The sequence below is a fragment of the Scopulibacillus cellulosilyticus genome, assembly GCF_042665295.1.
GTDB lineage: Bacteria > Bacillota > Bacilli > Bacillales > Sporolactobacillaceae > Scopulibacillus_A > Scopulibacillus_A cellulosilyticus.
In genome coordinates, this window is the sequence record NZ_JBHTCO010000042.1 from 63,250 (window position 1) to 82,234 (window position 18,985).

17 protein-coding genes are annotated in these 18,985 nt (G+C 41.0%); 4 read left to right on the top strand and 13 right to left on the bottom strand.

What is annotated here, in order from left to right; genetic code table 11:
* Window position 1 precedes the first annotated feature (1 nt).
* From yycF to ACFQRG_RS19400, 9 genes are all read right to left on the bottom strand, one after another.
* Window positions 2–703 (bottom strand): response regulator YycF, encoded by a 702-nt coding sequence (gene yycF / locus ACFQRG_RS19360; RefSeq protein WP_380969210.1) that lies wholly within the window; start codon window positions 701–703, stop codon window positions 2–4.
* Window positions 704–972: 269 nt separating this feature from the next.
* Window positions 973–1,668 (bottom strand): LutC/YkgG family protein, encoded by a 696-nt coding sequence (locus ACFQRG_RS19365; RefSeq protein ID WP_380969212.1) that lies wholly within the window; start codon window positions 1,666–1,668, stop codon window positions 973–975.
* Window positions 1,668–3,104: a LutB/LldF family L-lactate oxidation iron-sulfur protein gene (locus tag ACFQRG_RS19370; RefSeq protein WP_380969215.1), complete on the bottom strand. Its 1,437-nt coding sequence runs from the start codon at window positions 3,102–3,104 to the stop codon at window positions 1,668–1,670. The genes ACFQRG_RS19365 and ACFQRG_RS19370 overlap by 1 nt, the downstream gene beginning before the upstream one ends.
* Window positions 3,105–3,107: 3 nt before the next feature.
* Window positions 3,108–3,839: a (Fe-S)-binding protein gene (locus ACFQRG_RS19375; RefSeq protein ID WP_380969218.1), complete on the bottom strand. Its 732-nt coding sequence runs from the start codon at window positions 3,837–3,839 to the stop codon at window positions 3,108–3,110.
* Window positions 3,840–4,096: 257 nt separating this feature from the next.
* Window positions 4,097–4,858, bottom strand: a complete 762-nt coding sequence (locus ACFQRG_RS19380; RefSeq protein WP_380969220.1) for a DeoR/GlpR family DNA-binding transcription regulator — start codon at window positions 4,856–4,858, stop codon at window positions 4,097–4,099.
* A 95-nt stretch (window positions 4,859–4,953) separates the two neighbouring features.
* Entirely contained in the window at window positions 4,954–6,441 is a 1,488-nt protein-coding gene (locus ACFQRG_RS19385) for a rhamnulokinase (RefSeq protein ID WP_380969222.1), read from the bottom strand.
* Between the two features lie 108 nt (window positions 6,442–6,549).
* Window positions 6,550–6,921: a sensory rhodopsin transducer gene (locus ACFQRG_RS19390; protein WP_380969225.1), complete on the bottom strand. Its 372-nt coding sequence runs from the start codon at window positions 6,919–6,921 to the stop codon at window positions 6,550–6,552.
* A gap of 197 nt (window positions 6,922–7,118) precedes the next feature.
* Entirely contained in the window at window positions 7,119–8,342 is a 1,224-nt protein-coding gene (rhaI, locus tag ACFQRG_RS19395) for an L-rhamnose isomerase (RefSeq protein ID WP_380969228.1), read from the bottom strand.
* Between the two features lie 108 nt (window positions 8,343–8,450).
* Window positions 8,451–10,520, bottom strand: coding sequence for a bifunctional aldolase/short-chain dehydrogenase (locus ACFQRG_RS19400; protein ID WP_380969230.1), 2,070 nt, complete (start codon window positions 10,518–10,520; stop codon window positions 8,451–8,453).
* Window positions 10,521–10,872: 352 nt separating this feature from the next.
* On the opposite strand from ACFQRG_RS19400, the gene ACFQRG_RS19405 reads away from it, so the two are divergent.
* Entirely contained in the window at window positions 10,873–12,204 is a 1,332-nt protein-coding gene (locus ACFQRG_RS19405) for an MFS transporter (protein WP_380969232.1), read from the top strand.
* A 250-nt stretch (window positions 12,205–12,454) separates the two neighbouring features.
* Here the strand turns inward: ACFQRG_RS19405 and ACFQRG_RS19410 are convergent, their stop codons facing one another.
* Complete coding sequence (locus tag ACFQRG_RS19410) at window positions 12,455–12,940, bottom strand: phenolic acid decarboxylase (RefSeq protein WP_380969234.1); 486 nt, start codon at window positions 12,938–12,940, stop codon at window positions 12,455–12,457.
* Window positions 12,941–12,955: 15 nt separating this feature from the next.
* Window positions 12,956–13,414, bottom strand: coding sequence for a DUF3237 domain-containing protein (locus tag ACFQRG_RS19415; RefSeq protein WP_380969355.1), 459 nt, complete (start codon window positions 13,412–13,414; stop codon window positions 12,956–12,958).
* A gap of 205 nt (window positions 13,415–13,619) precedes the next feature.
* On the opposite strand from ACFQRG_RS19415, the gene ACFQRG_RS19420 reads away from it, so the two are divergent.
* Window positions 13,620–14,168, top strand: coding sequence for a PadR family transcriptional regulator (locus ACFQRG_RS19420; protein WP_380969236.1), 549 nt, complete (start codon window positions 13,620–13,622; stop codon window positions 14,166–14,168).
* A 67-nt stretch (window positions 14,169–14,235) separates the two neighbouring features.
* Here ACFQRG_RS19420 and ACFQRG_RS19425 read toward each other — a convergent pair whose 3' ends face one another.
* On the bottom strand, window positions 14,236–15,300 hold the full coding sequence (locus ACFQRG_RS19425) for a Gfo/Idh/MocA family protein (RefSeq protein WP_380969239.1): 1,065 nt from the start codon (window positions 15,298–15,300) through the stop codon (window positions 14,236–14,238).
* Between the two features lie 239 nt (window positions 15,301–15,539).
* On the opposite strand from ACFQRG_RS19425, the gene ACFQRG_RS19430 reads away from it, so the two are divergent.
* Window positions 15,540–16,769 carry an MFS transporter gene (locus ACFQRG_RS19430; RefSeq protein WP_380969241.1) on the top strand — a complete coding sequence of 410 codons (1,230 nt, stop codon included), beginning with the start codon at window positions 15,540–15,542 and terminating at the stop codon, window positions 16,767–16,769.
* Window positions 16,770–16,870: 101 nt separating this feature from the next.
* On the opposite strand, the gene iolB is transcribed toward ACFQRG_RS19430, so the two are convergent.
* Complete coding sequence (gene iolB / locus ACFQRG_RS19435; RefSeq protein WP_380969243.1) at window positions 16,871–17,671, bottom strand: 5-deoxy-glucuronate isomerase; 801 nt, start codon at window positions 17,669–17,671, stop codon at window positions 16,871–16,873.
* Window positions 17,672–17,940: 269 nt separating this feature from the next.
* Here iolB and ACFQRG_RS19440 point away from each other — a divergent pair, with 269 nt between their 5' ends.
* Window positions 17,941–18,933, top strand: coding sequence for a LacI family DNA-binding transcriptional regulator (locus tag ACFQRG_RS19440; RefSeq protein ID WP_380969247.1), 993 nt, complete (start codon window positions 17,941–17,943; stop codon window positions 18,931–18,933).
* The last annotated feature ends 52 nt before the right edge of the window (window positions 18,934–18,985 follow it).

Below are 18,985 nucleotides of genomic sequence, written 5' to 3' on the forward strand. Positions count from 1 at the left end.
ACTACTCCTGGTCTGGATTTCTTAAATAATATCCTACGCCGCGCCTTGTAATAATCCATGCGGGACGGCTCGGGTTATCTTCAACTTTTTCACGCAATCTGCGCACAGTAACGTCAACCGTACGTACATCGCCAAAGTAATCATATCCCCACACGGTTTGCAGCAAGTGCTCACGGGTCATCACTTGTCCTAAATGCTTGGCCAAGTAATGAAGCAATTCAAATTCACGATGGGTAAGTTCAATCGCTTCGCCGCGCTTGGTCACAAGATAGGCATCGGGATGAATGACAAGAGCGCCGATCGTGATTTCACTTGTCTGTTCTTCCTGTTCAGCATCATTTTGATGACGGCGGAGATTGGCCTTTACCCGGGCAATCAATTCACGATTGCTGAACGGCTTGGTGACATAATCATCCGCACCAAGTTCCAGCCCGAGCACCTTATCGATTTCGGAATCCTTGGCTGTCAGCATAATAATCGGCGTGTTGTATTTCTTACGGATTTCTCTGCATACTTCCATGCCGTCTTTCACCGGAAGCATGACATCTAAGAGAATCATATCCGGTTTCTCTTCTTCAACTTTCTGCAAGGCTTCATCGCCATCATAGGCACAAATGACTTCATAGCCTTCTTTTTCTAAATTAAATTGCAAGATGTCAGCAATTGGCTGCTCATCATCAACAACAAGTATCTTTTTATCCATTGAGGTCTACCCCTTCTGGCTAATCTTCATTTTAGAAACACAGTTTTTCATTCCTTCTATTTTATCATATATCTTGTCAATTGTGATGTGGTTTTATTTGGGGTCTGAGAACTAAAGAAAACTTGCCATTGGCAAACCTTAAGAGCCGAAGACAGAAAAGCAAATTTATATTTAAAGTGATAAAAGAGGGTGCTGTTCCCCTCTTCAAAATATCCACAGTTCACGGGGTCAGACCCCGTGAACTGTGGACAATTCTCTATGTTTAGTTGTTATAAGTCTGTGACGACAATATAGGTTGCTTTGATTGGTCCGTGGACGCCTACGACGAGGTTCATTTCGATGTCAGCGCTGTTGCTTGGTCCGGAGATCATATTAATACATGTGGCGACAGCTTCTCCGGATTCTGCTCTATCTTGGGTCGTGTGATAAGCTTGCGTCATCCTTGGTACAAGACTGCTCTTCGGGACAATAGCGATATAAGCCGCTGGCAGAAGACTGATTGAACGCGCGATATATTTGTCATTAAAAAGGGTGACTGTTCCCGATTCCGACAACGTAATGTCACTGAAGGTGATCCCTGTATTAGCCTTCTTAGCTATTTCTATATTTTCACTACCGCGTGTGATATCCCACACGTGGACCTCTTTTTCATTTAATAGAATGCCGTATTCCTTAAAGCGCTGGTCATCAGGAATAATAACAGGGCCGCCCCCATTCTCAGATATCACGTTATCTAATACTTTCTGCAGTGACGATGCTTGTGTTTCATGAACATCTGTATGAATCGCTTCACATGCTTTTTTAAAAATATTGAGCAGTTCATCCTGTGAAGCATCTTTATAAACGTTCCATTGCGGCTGATGGTGCCATTTGGGGCGTTCCACAGATGTACGCCGTTCCCGTCCTAATTTCCCGGCAATTTTATTTAAAAAAGCTTCTTGATTTTGAATCGTTCCTTTTGTCATCAGTTATTGCCTCCTTTATTATGGTCATTAAACCATTTTCGGAAGCTGCTTTTACTTGGCGCCGGGAAATCGCGAATGTCCGTCCAAGATTTCATAGGCCCGGGTCCTTTAGGAATTTTCCCTTCTTTAACAAATGGCTTTGTCATAGCCGGGGCCAGTTTCTCAGCCATTTGAAAAAGCGATGGCGAGCTTGCTCCCATGCCAAACATTTTCATTGCCAGCTTTTCATTTGTTTTTGGCTTCCCTTGCCTATAAACATAATTTTCACGGTGTCTGATCAATAGTTCATGCAAAGGAATTTTAACAGGGCATGTTTCCGTACAGGCAGCACAAAGGCTTGAAGCATAAGGGAGTTCTCCATAATCCTCATACCCTCCTAAAATTGGAGACAGTACAGCGCCGATTGGCCCTTGATAAATCGATCCATAAGCATGGCCGCCGATATGGCGATAAATAGGACAAACATTGACACAAGCGGCACAGCGGATACAGTGTAATGCCGACTGGAATTCTGTGCCCAGAGCATTTGACCGGCCTGCATCAACAATGACAAGGTGAAAATCTTTTGGACCATCAACACTGTCTTCTTCAACGCCCGGAGTTAATGTTGTGACGTAGCTCGTTATCTTCTGACCTACCGCACTCCGGCATAAAAGTGTCACAAGGATATCGAGCTCTTCCAAGGTTGGGACAATTCTCTCCATCCCCATCACGCTAATTTGCGTTTCCGGATAGGTTGTCACCATATTCGCGTTACCTTCATTAGTTACAAGCGCGACAGATCCCGTTTCCGCTACAGCAAAATTACAGCCGGTAATGCCGACATCCGCCTCCAGAAAAACATCGCGAAGCTGTTCCCGGGCAAATCCGGCCAGCTCCTCCGGCTTGTCCGTCTTTGCATAACCTCTCTTTTCCTTAAAGATATCGCGGATCTGCTCTTTATTCTTATGGAGAGTCGGGACAACAATATGCGAAGGACGGTCATGGCCGTCTATTTGTAAAATGTATTCGGCAAGGTCAGTTTCATAAACATCACAACCGGCATCTTGAAGAGCTTCATTCAGGCCGATTTCTTCAGTCACCATAGATTTTGCTTTAACAACTTTTTTGGCATTCTTTTGTTTAACGACCTCTTGAATATACCGGTTGGCATCTTCAGCCGTCTCTGCAAAAAAGACATGGCCGCCGCGTTCTGCAACGGCATGACTCAATTGTTCCAGATAGAAATCAAGGTTTTCTAATGTGTGACGGCGGATTTCCTCACCCGCGCTCCGCCAGTCTTGCCAATCGCCTAAAGCTTTGTCGCAATCAGTTGCATTCAACTTTCTATCCCGCAGCCGATCTTGAGCAGAAGAAACAGCGTCACGGGCAAATGTATTTTTTATCCCTTCATCGACCCGTTCAAAAAACGGCTGGCTGCCAATTTTCATTGCCATCGCTTATACCTCCTGTTCAACACGGGTGTTAAGAATTTGTGCAATATGTTTCACTTCAATAGGTTTTCCTCTCCGGTCAATTCGCCCCTTTATATTCATAAGACAGGCATTGTCCGCACCAATGAGAATATCCGCATCCGTTTCCTCAATGTGCTGGATTTTCTCATCAACCATTTGTTCAGAAATAGGCACCATTTTTACAGCAAACGTTCCGCCAAAACCGCAGCAATCATAGTTATTTGGCAACGGAACAAGCTCCAAGCCTTTGACATGTTTTAATAATTTAAAAGGTGCTTCCTTCTCGCCAAGCAACCGTGTCATATGGCAAGATGTATGGTACGTCGCCTTAGCCGGATAAACCGCACCTAAATCCTCGACACCAAGAACATTGACGATAAATTGTGTAAATTCGTAAGTTTTCTCGGCAACAGCCTTAGCCCGTTCATGCCATTCTGACCCATCCTCAAACAATTCGGGATATTCACGAAACATGGCTGCACACGATCCGGATGGGGTTACAATATACTCGGCATTTTCAAAGGCCTTGATCATTTGTTTCGCCGCTTTCGTCGCTTCAGCACGGTAACCGCTGTTAAAGGCCGGCTGTCCGCAGCATGTCTGATTTTCAGGGAAATCAACCTCGCAGCCAAGCCGTTCAAGAATTTCAACGACGTCTTTTCCGACATTCGGATAAAAGATGTCTCCCAGACAAGTGATGAATAAGGACACTCTCATATAAAAGCCCTCCCTAGAATATCTGCTATTTTATAATTGCAAATTGATAACGTTTTCCTAATGTATAAGAAACAAGACTAGTTATTTCAAAAAACTAGTCCGTTCTTATAAAGAAAACTTGGCTGGTGCCAAGCCTTAAAGGCGCAGGCAACTGCTTAGTTACGCTTTTACTTTATACCTAAAATTTGCCCCTTCGTCGAATTATTATCTGTGCTGCAAATTTATACTTCCTTAAAGTGTTAAAAAAGCATTAATCCTCATTCAGCTATTTTTACTGTAACGCCTTTACTATTTAAGATATTTATCATTTTTTCATCAATCTTATTGTCAGTGATTACTTCATCTATATCATTCAATTGCGCAAATACTGTTAAAGCTTTGCTGCCGAATTTACTATGGTCTGCAAGAAAATAACAGCGGTCGGCAATCGATATCATACGGCGTTTAAGCATGGCCTGCCATTCATTTGAGTCGCTTAAACCATACCTCGGATCGACGCCTTTGCAGGAGAAAAACAACTTGTTTACAAAATATCCTTCCAATGACCTCTCTGCTAACGGTCCAACATAAGATAGCGACGCCGAGGTCAAAGTGCCGCCGGTAGAAATAACACGGATTTGTGGACGATCCGCTAACTCAACCGCTACCTTAATAGCATTTGTTAATACGGTAAGCCTCATATCCGGCAAAAGCCTTGCCATTTGCCACGCAGTGGTACTTGCATCAAGCAGAATCGTATCATCTTCTTCTACTTGTCTGACCGCCTCGCTCGCTATCAGCATTTTTTCAGATTCATTGGTAATTTCCCTTTCATGAAAGGGCGTTTCTTTTTCTAAATGTTTAACAGTAACTGCACCACCGTGGCTTCGTAAAAGTTTTCCTTGTTCCTCCAAGCTTTCTAAATCCCGGCGAATGGTTTCTTCTGTTACAGCAAACAACTTGGCTAACTCTGTCACTCTGATACTGTTCTTTTGATCCACAAGGCGGACAATTTCACGACGGCGTTCCGCAACAAGCATGACTCTTCCTCCTGCCCAACATCTTTAAAAGTCTATGTTTTTTATATTAGATTTAAAGTTTTACGTTCTACATTTTTCCACTTATATTATCATAATCATATTTGCCGTATCAATCCTTCGAATGTTGCGTATGCCTCATCCCATTTTTCTTTATCTTTAGGATAATACGTTTTAACCGGAAAGGATTGTTTAATTAATTGTCGCCCTTCTGCTAAGGATGACAGTTCCCCGGCAGCTATCATTTGTATCATCAAGTTACCTATGCCGCTTGCTTCGATAGGTCCAGCCAAAACCGGGCGTCCGCAAGCATTGGCTGTCCATTGGCATAACAGCTCATTTTGAATGCCGCCGCCTACCATATGAAGAACTTCAAGTTTATCACCTGTTAATTCCTCAAGGCGTTCAAGCACCCAGCGATATTTAAGCACTAAACTTTCGGTTACACATCTTAAAAAAGCTCCGTTTGATTCTGGAACGGATTGACCTGTTTTCAAACAATAATTGCGAATACGCGAAGTCATATCTCCCGGTGCTAAAAACAATGGATCGTCTGGATCTACATATGAAATAAATGGCGCAGAGGCTTCTGTCATTTTTGTTATCTCGGTCCAACTTAATGAGTGGCCAAGACGCTCCCATTCACGTTTTAATTCTTGAAGCAGCCAAAGCCCCATCACATTTTTTAGTAGCCTGAAGGTTCCCTCGGCTCCGCCCTCGTTCGTGAAGTTTAATGCCAAGGCTCGTTCAGTTAAAACAGGTTTATTAACCTCTGTTCCTAAGAGCGACCAGGTCCCGCACGATAAATAAGCAAATTTTTGGGAGGCTGCCGGAACGGCTGCAACCGCTGAACCTGTATCATGACTGGCAACGGCTATAACATCTAAATCCATACCTCCAAGTTCATCAGAAACAGACGGCATCATTTTCCCAAGGTTTGTACCAGGCTGAACTATTGACGGAAATATGTGCTCCGGGAAATCAAATTGTTCAATAAGCTTTCTGGACCACGCACCTTCAGTTGGATTAAATATTTGGGTGGTTGTCGCATTCGTAAATTCTGTCACCTTTTCATTAGTTAAAAAATAATGGAGGAGGTCAGGAATCATTAATAGTTTATCAGCTTGCACTAAACGGTCGTTATTGATGTTTTTTTCCGCCAGAAGCTGAAAAATGGTATTAAAAGACAAAAACTGAATACCGGTTTCATAAAAGACGTCATCCCGGTTGACTTTATCAAATATATCTTCCATGATTCCCTCGGTCCTATGGTCTCTATAGTGAACAGGGTAACTGAGTAATTGACCGTTGCGATCTAACAAACCATAGTCTACCGCCCAAGAATCGATACCCAGGGAATGAATCTCCCGGTCCGTTCTGCTTGCTAAACCCAAACCATACTTAACTTCTTGAAAGAGTTTCAATATGTCCCAATATAATGTCTCTTGAACATTGACCGGGCCATTTTCAAAGCGATGAACTTCATTTATACATAACCTACTGCCATAAAAACGGCCGGATAACACTCGCCCGCTTGAAGCCCCAAGATCAATGGCGAGTCCGCGCCAAGCTGCTTTGCTTCCCATATCGTATTCCTCCGCTGTTTTACTTTAAAAAGCAGATGCTAAGCTTTATTCATACTATTTTATATAATAAGGGCGAGTAACGTCCTGGCCCGTTACTTGCCCCGTATCTTATCCTTTATAAGCCATGGTCGTCATTAAGGCCATCTCAGGTTGTGACGTATCCATTCGGGAATACTGAACGACAATTGGCTGATCTGATTCAACCAGGATGGCATAAGGAACGCCGACAGGCACTGACTGTCCATCTTCACTTGTCAATTGATCCATACGCACATGTAATGTACGCGATGCAAGACAATTAATCTTAAAGCCTGTCATTGGTTCTTTATCTTCAAAGTAAAGCGTGATGTGCACCTTCGCATCCGTCTCACCTGTATTGAGCAGACAAACCGACTCATGACTTGGAAAACGGCCTGAACTATGTTCAGGCAAATATGCATCTGATATTAACCAAACTTTTTCACCGTAATGCAGCATCATCAATCGCTCCCTTCACCTTATCCTATTAGAAAGTATATCTTGGCAACTTAGATGGGATTCGATGCAGCTGCCAAGATAAGGTCGATAGTTTAAGCGCAACAAAGCAAGACTGCGAACGTGGTGAGTTAGCGAGACTTGTGCTCTGGAGTACTAGGCCTAATCGCCGCCTAAAAGGCTTGCCAATCGGCAAGTTTTCTTTACCAGCTTGCGCCGCCGATACCGCGAACCCGTATTTTTTCAAGGTAACCGCTTTCTAAGAATGCCTTTATCGGATCTTGCGGTACATTCATTTCCTCGCGTACCGCGTTTAACAGCGGCGTTACATCCTGTTCAAATGCTTCACGGACGATATTTTCTGCACGAAGAACATCCTGTTCGCCCTGTGCCTTGACCAGCTCGTCCCAATTAATAAGCAGCGCTTTAGCATAATAAGTTTGGATGTTTAAGATCGAACGGATCATAGCAGGTATTTTCGGTTCAATGTTGTGACTTTGATCAATCATATACGAAATCCGCCTGGCTGTCTTTTGAACTTCTGGATGATCTTCATCACGCAAAGCCGATAAAATTTGACTAAAGATTAAGAACAGCTCATAAGGGTTGGTTGTTGCTGCAATCAAATCATCATCCGCATACTTCCTTGCGTTAAAGTGAAAACCGCCCAAACGCTTCTCATCGAGCAAATAAGCAACAATATGTTCAACATTCGTTCCCTGCGGATGATGCCCAAGGTCAACCAACACTTCCGCTTTCGGTCCCAATTTCATTGCTGTATTGTAAGCCATGCCCCAATCAGCAAGATCAGTATGGTAAAAAGCCGGTTCAAAAAACTTATACTCAATTAACAGACGCATATGATCGTCAAGTTTGTCATATGTCTCACGAAGCGCTTCTTCCATCCAATTTTTGCGCTTACGAATGTCCGCCTGCCCGGGATAGTTCGTTCCATCTGCCAGCCATAGGCTGATAATTTCAGAACCGACCTCTTTTGCGATATCGACGCATTCAAGTAAATGGTCAATCGCTTTTCTCCGGACCTTTTTATTCGAGTTTGTGATGCTTCCTAACATATATTCAGGTTCCTGGAACAGGTTCGGATTAACGGCGCCGACCTTAAGACCTAATGATTCCGCGTGTTGGCGAAGCTGGCTATAATCTTCTACTTTATCCCACGGTATATGGATGGCAACGGACGGACTAGCACCTGTATACTTTTGGACTTGAGCGGCATCTTCAAATTTTTCAAACGGATTACGGGGCACACCTTCTTTTTGGAAGACTTTAAACCGTGTTCCAGAGTCCCCGTATCCCCATGATGGTGTTTCAACTGCCAGCTTTTTCAACATTTGCTTTGCTTCTTCAACATTAATTCCGCGTTCTCGTTGTATCTCTTCGAACATTTGGTATCTGGCATCGCTCATTTTCTCAAACCTCCTATTAAAAATGACTTTTTCCTAGCCTTCAAAACTATTTAACCAGGCGGAGTTTTAACTCCCCGCCTGTTTCTTTAATGATTAATAAAATAAAATTTATCTTGTAAATGCCGCCGGTACACCGCCGTCAACCGTGATCATACAGCCGGTTGTTCTTGATGCTTTAGATGAAGCAAGGAAGGCAATAGATTTAGCAATATCTTGCGGATAAATATTAACTTTAAGGGTCGTACGATTACGATAATGTTCTTCAAGCTGATCCGGATCAATACCATATGCGGCTGCCCGTTCTTCACGCCATGCAGAATTCCAAATGGCTGACCCTTGCAAGACAGCATCCGGAAGTACAGAATTGACGCGAATGCCATATTCTCCTCCCTCAGCGGCAATACAACGGGCTAAGTGAACCTCCGCAGCTTTAGCAGTGCTGTAGGCGGCGGCGTTCTTACCGGCGTATACCGAGTTTTTGGAGCCAACAAAGACCATTGCCCCACCGATATCTTGCTTTTTCATAAGCCGGAAAGCTTCCCGGGCAACTAGAAAATATCCTGTTCCAAGGACATTGATATTTAAATTCCACTCTTTAAGGGAGGTTTCATCAAAAGGTTTGGAAGAAGCTAAGCCGGCATTATTAACAATAATGTCTATACCGCCGTAAAAACGGACAGCTTCACCGTAAGCCGCTTCAATCATATTTTCATCAGTAACATCCATTTTAACCGCAAGCGCTCTGCCATCTTCTATTTCGTTTAACTCATTGGCAACCTTCTCAGCGCCTTCAAAGTTCAAATCAGCCAATACAACATGCGCGCCTTGTTCAACCAATTCACGTGCTGTTGCACTGCCAATGCCTCCGGCGCCGCCGGTTATAAGCGCCACTTGCCGTGAAAATTCTGCTTCAGGCGGAGCGAGCGTTAATTTATATAATTCAAGAGGCCAATATTCAACATGAAATGATTCCTCTTCATTCAGTGAAACAAATTGTCCGAGCACTGTCGAACCTTTCATTACTGATAATGCCCGATGATACAATGAAGCACTGACTTCAGCCATCTTCTTGCTTTTGCCGGTTGTCACCATCCCTAACCCGGGAATAAGAATGACGCGCGGTACAGGTTCGAACATATTGTCATCTTCACTTTTATATCTATTAAAGTAATTGATATATTCTTCAGCGTAATCTTTAATACCTGTTTCGATTTTACGGGATAACTCTGCAACATTGTTTAACGCCGGATCCCAATCAATATATAAAGGCACCCGCTTTGTATGAACTAAATGGTCCGGGCACGCAGCGCCAATTTGCGATAAGTCCGGCGCATCAATACTATTAATGAACTGGAGTACATCTTCTGAATCGTCAAAGCTTAAGATCATTTTCTTTTCTTTACTTACCAGCCCCCGGATAAAAGGCATCACTTCTTCTGCCATTTGATGGCGTGTTTCCGCATCAAGTGTTGAGTATTTCTGGCCGCCAAAAAGCTGTTCGCCCGCTTCTTCAACCCGTGAGCTAATGTAATCTTCCGCTTCTTGAATAATACGCAGTGTCGTTTGAAAACACTCTTCTGAAGTTTCACCCCAAGTTACCAGCCCGTGTTTTTCCATTAAGACTAGCTCCGCATTGGGGTTGCTTTTTACGCTTTCAGCAATCATTTTGGACAGTTTAAAACCCGGGCGAATGTATGGCACCCATACAAATCTATCTCCGTATACTTGCTTAGCAATTTCTTTGCCGTTATCCGCGCAGCAAATACTAATAATAGCGTCCGGATGTGTATGATCAACATGTTTATAAGGTAAAAATGCATGAAGCAATGTTTCAATTGACATGCGTGGATGTGAACTGTCAAGCATGCAATGAGTTAAATAGGATACCATTTCCTCATCACTCATATCTTCCTTTTCAATAAGCGGCTGTACATCATCTAAACGTAAAGCTGTAAAGTTATGCGCTTTCATTGTTGCAAGATCTGAACCGCTTCCTTTTACCCACATGGCAGAAACTTCACGGCCGCGAAAATCGTATTCTACTGTTTTCATTGAAGTATTGCCGCCGCCCCAATTTGCAATACTGCGATCTTGACCAAGCAAATTCGAACGATAGACAAGCTCTTCTATTCCTTGTTTTTTGTCAGCTTTTTCCCGAACCCAAGTATTAACAGGCATATGATGACCTCCATTGGATATTTTATGTTTGTTTATTTTTGATTATATCTGTTTTATTTGAATTTGAAAAGGCTTTTAATTATCTTTTAAACAAAAAATCAATGGAATAGCTTTATTAACGCAATTAAAACCCACATAAATAAATATATAATTATTGTTTATTTTTATTTATATTTGATTTACTTTGGAAATAAATTTATAATAAGCGTATAATTGAAAAGGCATTCAAAATTTAAGATTCCAAATTGTATAAATCAGAAAGTTCAATCCAATTCACTTATGTTTCAATTAAGTTGCCGTAAGCGCCTTTTTGAAGGCGGTTTCAAATTTTTGAAAAAGAGAGGGGAAACAAATGGCCAAAATAGGAAGTAAACATACGAGCGGGTGGAAAGCAACCATTTCCGTTGCAATGGCAAATTATATCGAAGCGGGTTCAATCATCGCTGCTGCCAGCAGTCTCACTTTGTGGCAATCATTTCTTAAACTTGACAGCTTAGCAATAGGACTTTTGAGTGCATTAAGCGCCAATGCTTTTGCCGCCGCTGTTGGTGCGTTAATTGGAGGCTATTTATGCGATAAGTATGGAAGGAAATTTATTTATACCTATGATTTATTAGCGTATATGCTCGGTGTTTTCATAATCGCTGTTTCATTTAATTTCCCGATGCTGCTTATCGGAACAATCATAACCGGGATTGCCGTAGGCGCAGGTGTACCGGCATCTTGGACATATATTGCTGAAGAGGCGCCTTCTGACAAACGCGCTGCACATGTTGGTACTGCGCAGCTGGCTTGGTCATGCGGACCGGCAATTACATTTATACTTGCAGTACTGTTATCCCCGCTTGGTTTATTAGGCAGCCGTATCATTTTTATTATTTTGCTAATTATTGCATTTATTACTTGGTATATTCGCCAAGGTTTATCAGAATCAACCATTTGGAAAGAACAGAAAGCCCTTGAAGAACAAGATCCTCAAGTTGATAAACTTTCCAAAAGTACACTGAAAGAATTGTTCAGATTAAAAGTTAATCGGCAAGCATTGTTTTTATTAATTGGCATTTATCTGTTCTGGAACTTAACTGCCGGCGCAATGGGCTACTTTATGCCGTATATTTATCAAAATGTCGGCGGCCTTTCCGGTGAACAAGCAAACTTGCTGCAAGCGTTCTTATGGATTTTAACCGTTTTAACGACATTCTTTGTCTTTATGAAGCTTGGCGATAAATACAGCCGCCGGTTCCTATTCGGATTGGGAGCTGTCATGGGAATCGCCGCCTGGTTAATCTTAACATTCTCAACCATGGGATGGTTTTCATTATTTGCCTTTGTTATTCTTTGGGGCAGTGCAGCAGGATTTGGCGCGCAAGCCTTTTACGGCTTATGGGCAAGCGAATTATTTCCTACAAAGTACAGGGCAGGCGCTCAAGGTTTCATGTATTTCCTTGTCCGCTTCGGTATTGCCATTTGGTCATTCGTCCTTCCATTAATAATGGATACGCTGGGATTCAAAACGGCCGGTATTGTTATGATTGTGTTCTTGGCCATTCACTGTATTATTGGAATTTTACTTGCGCCGAATACACAAGGTAAAACGCTCGAAGAAATTGAAGAAGAACGTTTTGGAACTGAAACTACAATTAAAAACCAAGATCTCACTATAACAGGTGAATCAATTGATTGAATATTATAATATAGCCAAAAGAACATGCCGAATAGCATGTTCTTTTTCTATTTAATCAAGTTTTATTCTATTGAAAAACCCATTCCCTGTCCTACAGAAGAGGCGCCTTTATAAAGGGCAAAATTTGTCGATCAACAAAAAATGTCTTTCATCAAGGACAAATCCTGTTTAACTTTCAATGTAAAATGGAGGGATTTTCCTTATAAGTAAATCTCCCGCTTTCAGATTAAAGATTATTCATCATGATAAATTATAATTTCCCTGCACGAATATCATCCGTCATTCCCTTATAAGGGGCTTTTGAAATGAGCTCTTCATTATTAATACCGGCATTCTTAATATAGGTGATATCAGCAAATTCCGGGACAACATATTTCGGATATGTTTCGTATTTCTCACGGGATTCTTTCATTAAATCAATGTGATCATTTTGGTAGCAAACGGTTATCTCCGGATGTTCATGAACCCATTTTGGAAAGAAAATAACCCCGTGCATACGCTTTTCATTTGGCATAAAGTTCAAAGAAACGTCCGTACCGGTCGGTTCTGTCCATGATACTTTATAAACGCCTTCTGTTAATTTTACTATATTAACTTCCTGGTCACGAACCCAGCGGCCCCCGACCATGCCGCTGTGAATGCGATAATCTATGGTATGGTCATTTTTTATATAGATTTCATACTCCCAGCCATTTTCATAAGTATATATCATATGATTGCCTATAAATTCTTCCATTACAAATGCCCTCTTTCAATTAATAAGATATATTTTCAATATGATTTCATTAGGTAATCGTACTGCCGAGCCAATAAATAAACGATTTGTCAGCCATTTATATGGAGAACTTGCAGTTTCAAATGTTGGTATTGTTCGGAAGTATACATGTTTTGGATCAATGATTTTCCCGGCCTTTACTTGGTCAACGAACTCCTCCGGTACATGGCGAATACCGTTATTCTCTATATAGATCTTTTCGCCGTCTGTAGTTTCAATGACATAACGTGCAGAAAGTTCTACTAACCCGTTCGGCCGAATAATTTGTGAGTCAGCACCTCCAGGCAATACCTTTCCTTTTATTTTCGGACCATTCACGGTTCCGGATATAATAGGGATAAATTGACGTCTGCCTTTTTCACTTTCTCCTACAACTATTGGTTCGGCAACCTGAATATTTAGTGTTGCTGCTTCTTCTAATAAAGGAGCAGGAATTTGCTTTGCATCCATTGGACATGCACCTTCTAATTAATATTTTTACATATTTTCTAAACCGATTTGTCCTGCCATGGGAAAGACATATATAATACAAGAACAGTTCAATTGAACAATTAATATTGTAATTATAAACATGTCAATATTGACATATATATTATAAAATCTATATTTAAATATTGTCAATAGATGCAGGAGGATAGTCATGCGGGTATTAAAATACGCTATATTAGGATTATTAGATAAAGGTGAGTTAAGCGGCTATGATATTACGAGTCAATTTAAAAAGGAAATTGGCCAGTTTTGGAGTGCAAAGCATAGTCAAATTTATCCGGAACTAAAAAAACTGACAGACGAGGGGTTCATTGAATATCAAACAGTCATCCAAGGAACAAAACTAGAAAAAAAAATCTACTCCATTACAAAAAGCGGCAAACAAGAATTAGATAAATGGTTAAATACTTTCAGCCCTATTCCTGAAACGGCTAAAGATGAATTTATGTTAAAAGCCTATTTCATTTCCTCAATGTCAAAAGAAGAAGCAAATGAATTATTTACAGACCAGCTTATCAAAAGAAAAAGGAAACTCAATCATCTTGATGAAAGATTTAACGAGTTACAGGAAAAAATAGATGATCCAATTTCTTTTGATTCTCCGCACTTTGGTCATTTTTTAGTTTTAACAAAAGCAATTGAACGTGAAAAAGGATATATAGAGTGGTTGGAAAGAATGTTACCGATGTTAAATAAATGAGTTCAATGAAATGAATTTAAGATTAAAAGCTAATCGGTACATAATGCACTGATTAGCTTTTATAGTTTTACTCAACTTTTAATGCTTGTTTTTGGGCCTGCAAACATAATTCAGCTGCTTTGAATGCATGATCTTGGGACATCGCATTTTCCGTACGGTTTATACAATCCAAAATGAATTCACCAAAGAATGGGAAACCAACTTTATTTTTGAGATTTATATGATATTCGCCTTGGTTATTGACTAAATATAAATGTTCATCTTTTGCATCACGGGCAATATCAATATATTTTCTTAATTCAATATAACCGTCAGTTCCTAAAATAAATGTCCTTCCGTCTCCCCAAGTACCAAGTCCATCCGGCGTCAGCCAATCGACCCTGAAATAATTTGCAGCCCCATTGTCGGCAATAAGCGTCGCGTCTCCAAAGTCCTCAAATTCCGGGTATTGCTTATATTTATAGTTAGCCACTTTACTTTGTACAACTTTTGCATGCTTTGCATCTGAAAAGTACAGAAACTGTTCAATTTGATGGCTGCCAATATCACATAAAATACCGCCATAAGTCTCCTTCTTAAAAAGCCATTCAGGCCGTTCAGCAGCGTTTAACCGATGAGGTCCGGTACCTAACACTTGTATAACACGGCCAATGGCACCTTGTTCAATCAATTGCCCGGCAAAAACAGCACTTTCTACATGTATTCTTTCACTAAAGTAAACCGCATATTTAAGACCAGTTTCCTGTACTTTAAGACGTGCTCCTGATAACTGCTCCAAGGTCGTAAAAGGGCCTTTATCTGTAAAATAATCCTTGCCATGATCCATGACACGCATACCTAAATCAAAACGTTCAGATGGAATGGCTGCTCCGGCCACTAACTTTATTGTAGGATCCTGTAATATTTCCTCTTCTGATCTGGCAATGCGTACATATGGATATGCCTTTTGAAACATTGCTGTTTTTTTTGGGTCCGAATCATAAACCCATTTTAGATTTGCGCCGGCTTCAATCAACCCATCACACATACCGTATATATGGCCATGCTCCAGCCCAATTGCAGCAAATAGAAATTCTCCCTGATAGCAAACGGGTTTCGGTTTTCCCTGAAGCATGTCATGTATCCAATCCATATTCAATCTTACCTTTCTTATACTTTTTACTTTATTATAATTGATTAAATTTTGTAATAATATATAATATATATTATCATGATTATTCTATTTATAAAAGACATTGGAGGAGGGATGTTCTTAGTTTTAGAAATATCCAATAATCTGAATTTACCATCATCTTAATGAGTTTTACTTACTACAATCTGTGAAGCATTGAAAATCTGTATCCTTTCAAACTGGAAAAAGAGGTGTTTGGGTTGAATACAAAAAGAATCGTACTTGTTTCAGTTTTGTGCGGTCTCGGCTACATGATGTATTCTGTTGACCGTATGGTAATGTCTTCTTCTGTTGGCTTAATTGCAAAGGAGCTGGGTTTGGAAAAGGCACAATCAGGCGTTCTTTTAAGTTCATTTTTCTATGGCTTCATTGCTTTCCTTTTTATTGGGGGTATTTTCTCGGATAAGTTTAATAGCAAAAGTGTTGTGATTATAGGTATTGCTTTATTCTCGCTTTTTACAGGATTAACTGGACTCGCAACTGGATTTACAGTTTTAATTGTGTACCGAATACTTACAGGTGTCGGTGAAGGGGTTTTTTGGCCGGCTGCTTCACTGGAAATTGCTAAGGTTACGACAGAAAGACAACGTACAACAGTGATGTCTCTTTATTGGGCAGGTTATCCCATCGGCGGTTTCTTCGGTACTTGGCTTGGAGCAATCATTGGCCCTTTATATGGGTGGAGAGCTGTTTTTTATGTGACTTGCTTTCTTGGTTTGATCATTGCACTGTTATATGGGATCTTAATCAAACCGACTCAAAATAATGTAAGCGCAAACATTGAAACCTCTTCTGAAAAAGTCCCTATCCGTATAATTTTTAAACAGCGTTCCGTCATCTTAATTGCACTCTATTATTTTGTATTGCTTTCCGGATGGTGGATTGTGCTGCTTTGGGCGCCTACCTTTTTAGTTACAGCAAAACATATGAGTTTATCCGTAGGCGGAACGATCGCAAGCCTGGCGGGAATTTCCGGCGCTATTGGCGGACTGTTAATCGGCAAATATTGCGACCTTGGTTCACTGCAGAGAAAAATGGTTGTGCTCATTTCAATCACTGTTTTAAGCGGCCTGTTAATGGCAGCGATTGTTCTTGATATGCCAACATGGTTAATAACAATATGCATTTTCCTTCTTGGCTTTTTTGGTTATCCAATCACACCGGTTGTACTTGCTGTAACATCTAATTTAGTTCCTAAGCAAATTGCCGGATCTGCGTTGGGGTTTGTAACAAATGTTGGAATGGCAGCCGGTGCCATTTCACCGGTGGTTTTAGGTGTCCTGTCAGAACACTACCAAATGTCCGGCATTTGGTTTGTTGCTGCTATTGTTATGATGGCCAGTATTGTTCTTTTATTTTTTACAGGTAAAGTTGAAACATCAATGATTGATAAAGAAAAAACTTATGATCCTATAAACCTTAAAAACTAACCGAGCGAAGAAGTGATTAACTTCTCCGCTCAACCATAATCCCTATTTCTTAAATCAAGCTTCGCATATAGCTCTTTAATTTCTCAATTTAAAATGATCATTTATTTGGTGCTAAACCATCTATGATCAGGATCTTCATAAGGACGCAGCTCCCTGCCTGCATCTCCCGCCATAAACCATAAATAATAAACCTCATATCCGCCTGCAGCGCTGACAGGATGGTATCCTTTATCAATAGCAAAACTATCTCCATGCCGGATAATATAAGCATCATCAATGCTTTGATCTTTTGTGTAATGAAGCTGAACACCAAATCCCTGCTCAGGATTAATCTGAAAATGATAGACTTCCTCCAGATTCGGCTCTTCAGGGTAATGTTCTCCGTCATGTTTATGAGGCGGATAGCCGGACCAATGCCCTGGCCGGTTGATCGTTTCACCTAAGACAATACGATGAACGCGACCCTCTCCATTATCTGTAATAATATCTTTTACCTCACGCTGCCAAGTTTCCTTGCCGCGATGCTCTGTAACAATATCTTCAGGCTTGATGACAAAAGGAGAATGCTTTTCTTCCCCTTTGACTTTACAAACAGCAATTATGACATCAGTTTCAGCGGTCACTTGGTATTCAGATTGACAAGGAACGTAAACGGCTGCCGTTTTATCTTCAAAGACCGTTTTCCTGCCGCCGAGATGTTCCCATGTCTGATCTTCGCAGCTTATAGACGCTTTCCCTGACAAAATGACTAGAGCTGTCTCGTAATGACCGGTTTGACTGCTGTATTCTTCCCCTTTCTCCAAAGTGATTTTTCCAAGAGCTAAGTATTTTAATACTTGGCCGTTTTCTGGAATAATATCTTGGTAGCCCTTTACTTGTTGTCCTTTATAAAATCTTTGCATTGTTCTCACCCCTCCCAAAAATAACAACGTTGTTATTTTGAAGTATACGTTACGATCATTGTATTTTCAATGTATTTTGATATATTAATAAAGAAAACTTGCCGATTGCCAAGCCTTTTAGGCGGCGATTAGGCCAAGTACTTCAGAGCACGAGTCCCGCTAACTCACTACGTTCGCAGTCTTGCTTTGTTGCACTTACACCATCGACTTTATCTTGCTTTCTGATAGTGTAATAAAAAAATGAAAATGTTTTCCCCGGAGGTTGCAAAATGAGCGTTACGATAAAAGATGTTGCAAGAGTTGCAGGTGTCAGTTATTCAACTGTATCCAAAGCCCTTAATAACAGCCCGCTTGTTAAAGAAAAAACAAAAATAAAAATTTTACAAGCAGCCAAACAATTGGGCTACCAGCCAAACTTCGCCGCCAAAAGTCTTGTTTCAAAAAAAAGCAGTATCATTGGGGTGGTTTGGCCTACAGTAGAAAGGATGGCTTGGTCAGCACTTGCGACAAATATTAATGACGCCCTTGTTAAAAAATCTTACAATATGCTTTTGTCTATAAACCCATTGGCTTCAGCCATTTCAATTTTTAACCAGTTCCGGGTGGATGGCATTCTTGTTTTCCAAGAAGAACGGACTTTGTTAGAAAGTACAGATATCAAATCAACTGTACCAATATTGTTTTATGGAGAATCAGGCAGCAGCCATTATCCTGAAATTAATGTTAACCGGAGAAAGGCGATCTTTGAGGCTGTCCGTTATCTTGCTGAGATGGGCCATCGCCGGATCGCATACATTGGAGACTTATCCCACAAAGAAGCCAATCAGCAGGAAAAACTTATTGGCTTTTCAGAAGGTATAATGCAATTTGGCCTAGTATCACACCCGGATATGGCTGTCCACGTAAAAAAGCTGTCTTGGGAAGAAGGCTTTCGGGCAACAAAGCAGCTGCTTCAATCATCGTATCGTCCCACAGCTATTGTCAGTGCAAGTTATGACCTCAGCGCGGGTATCATTCGGGCTGTCCGTGATGCGTCATTACGCATTCCTATTGATATTTCTCTAATCAGTTATGACAACATCCCGCAAATGGCAGGTTTAGAAATTCCCTTAACTGCTGTCGGTACGCCCGTTGATAAACTTGCTGAAAACCTTGTAGAAGCCCTTTTAAAAATTATTGAGCACCCCGATTCGATTCATCCTTTCGATGACATTGATATTGAACTTAATGAAAGAGCATCATGCGGCCCTCCTTTAAAATAAGGCTCAGGATACTATTTTCAATTAAAATGACAGCCTCGCGGATCAAAAGACT

What these genes read in the sequence shown, in the direction of transcription:
- ACFQRG_RS19420 (WP_380969236.1), top strand. Translation starts at nt 13,620, where the DNA reads ATGCGGGTATTAAAATACGCTATATTAGGATTATTAGATAAAGGTGAG.
- ACFQRG_RS19390 (WP_380969225.1), bottom strand. Translation starts at nt 6,921, where the DNA reads ATGATGCTGCATTACGGTGAAAAAGTTTGGTTAATATCAGATGCATAT.
- ACFQRG_RS19385 (WP_380969222.1), bottom strand. Translation starts at nt 6,441, where the DNA reads ATGGGAAGCAAAGCAGCTTGGCGCGGACTCGCCATTGATCTTGGGGCT.
- ACFQRG_RS19405 (WP_380969232.1), top strand. Translation starts at nt 10,873, where the DNA reads ATGGCCAAAATAGGAAGTAAACATACGAGCGGGTGGAAAGCAACCATT.
- ACFQRG_RS19380 (WP_380969220.1), bottom strand. Translation starts at nt 4,858, where the DNA reads ATGCTTGTTGCGGAACGCCGTCGTGAAATTGTCCGCCTTGTGGATCAA.
- ACFQRG_RS19410 (WP_380969234.1), bottom strand. Translation starts at nt 12,940, where the DNA reads ATGGAAGAATTTATAGGCAATCATATGATATATACTTATGAAAATGGC.
- yycF (WP_380969210.1), bottom strand. Translation starts at nt 703, where the DNA reads ATGGATAAAAAGATACTTGTTGTTGATGATGAGCAGCCAATTGCTGAC.
- rhaI (WP_380969228.1), bottom strand. Translation starts at nt 8,342, where the DNA reads ATGAGCGATGCCAGATACCAAATGTTCGAAGAGATACAACGAGAACGC.
- ACFQRG_RS19440 (WP_380969247.1), top strand. Translation starts at nt 17,941, where the DNA reads ATGAGCGTTACGATAAAAGATGTTGCAAGAGTTGCAGGTGTCAGTTAT.
- ACFQRG_RS19375 (WP_380969218.1), bottom strand. Translation starts at nt 3,839, where the DNA reads ATGAGAGTGTCCTTATTCATCACTTGTCTGGGAGACATCTTTTATCCG.
- ACFQRG_RS19370 (WP_380969215.1), bottom strand. Translation starts at nt 3,104, where the DNA reads ATGGCAATGAAAATTGGCAGCCAGCCGTTTTTTGAACGGGTCGATGAA.
- iolB (WP_380969243.1), bottom strand. Translation starts at nt 17,671, where the DNA reads ATGCAAAGATTTTATAAAGGACAACAAGTAAAGGGCTACCAAGATATT.
- ACFQRG_RS19425 (WP_380969239.1), bottom strand. Translation starts at nt 15,300, where the DNA reads ATGGATTGGATACATGACATGCTTCAGGGAAAACCGAAACCCGTTTGC.
- ACFQRG_RS19400 (WP_380969230.1), bottom strand. Translation starts at nt 10,520, where the DNA reads ATGCCTGTTAATACTTGGGTTCGGGAAAAAGCTGACAAAAAACAAGGA.
- ACFQRG_RS19365 (WP_380969212.1), bottom strand. Translation starts at nt 1,668, where the DNA reads ATGACAAAAGGAACGATTCAAAATCAAGAAGCTTTTTTAAATAAAATT.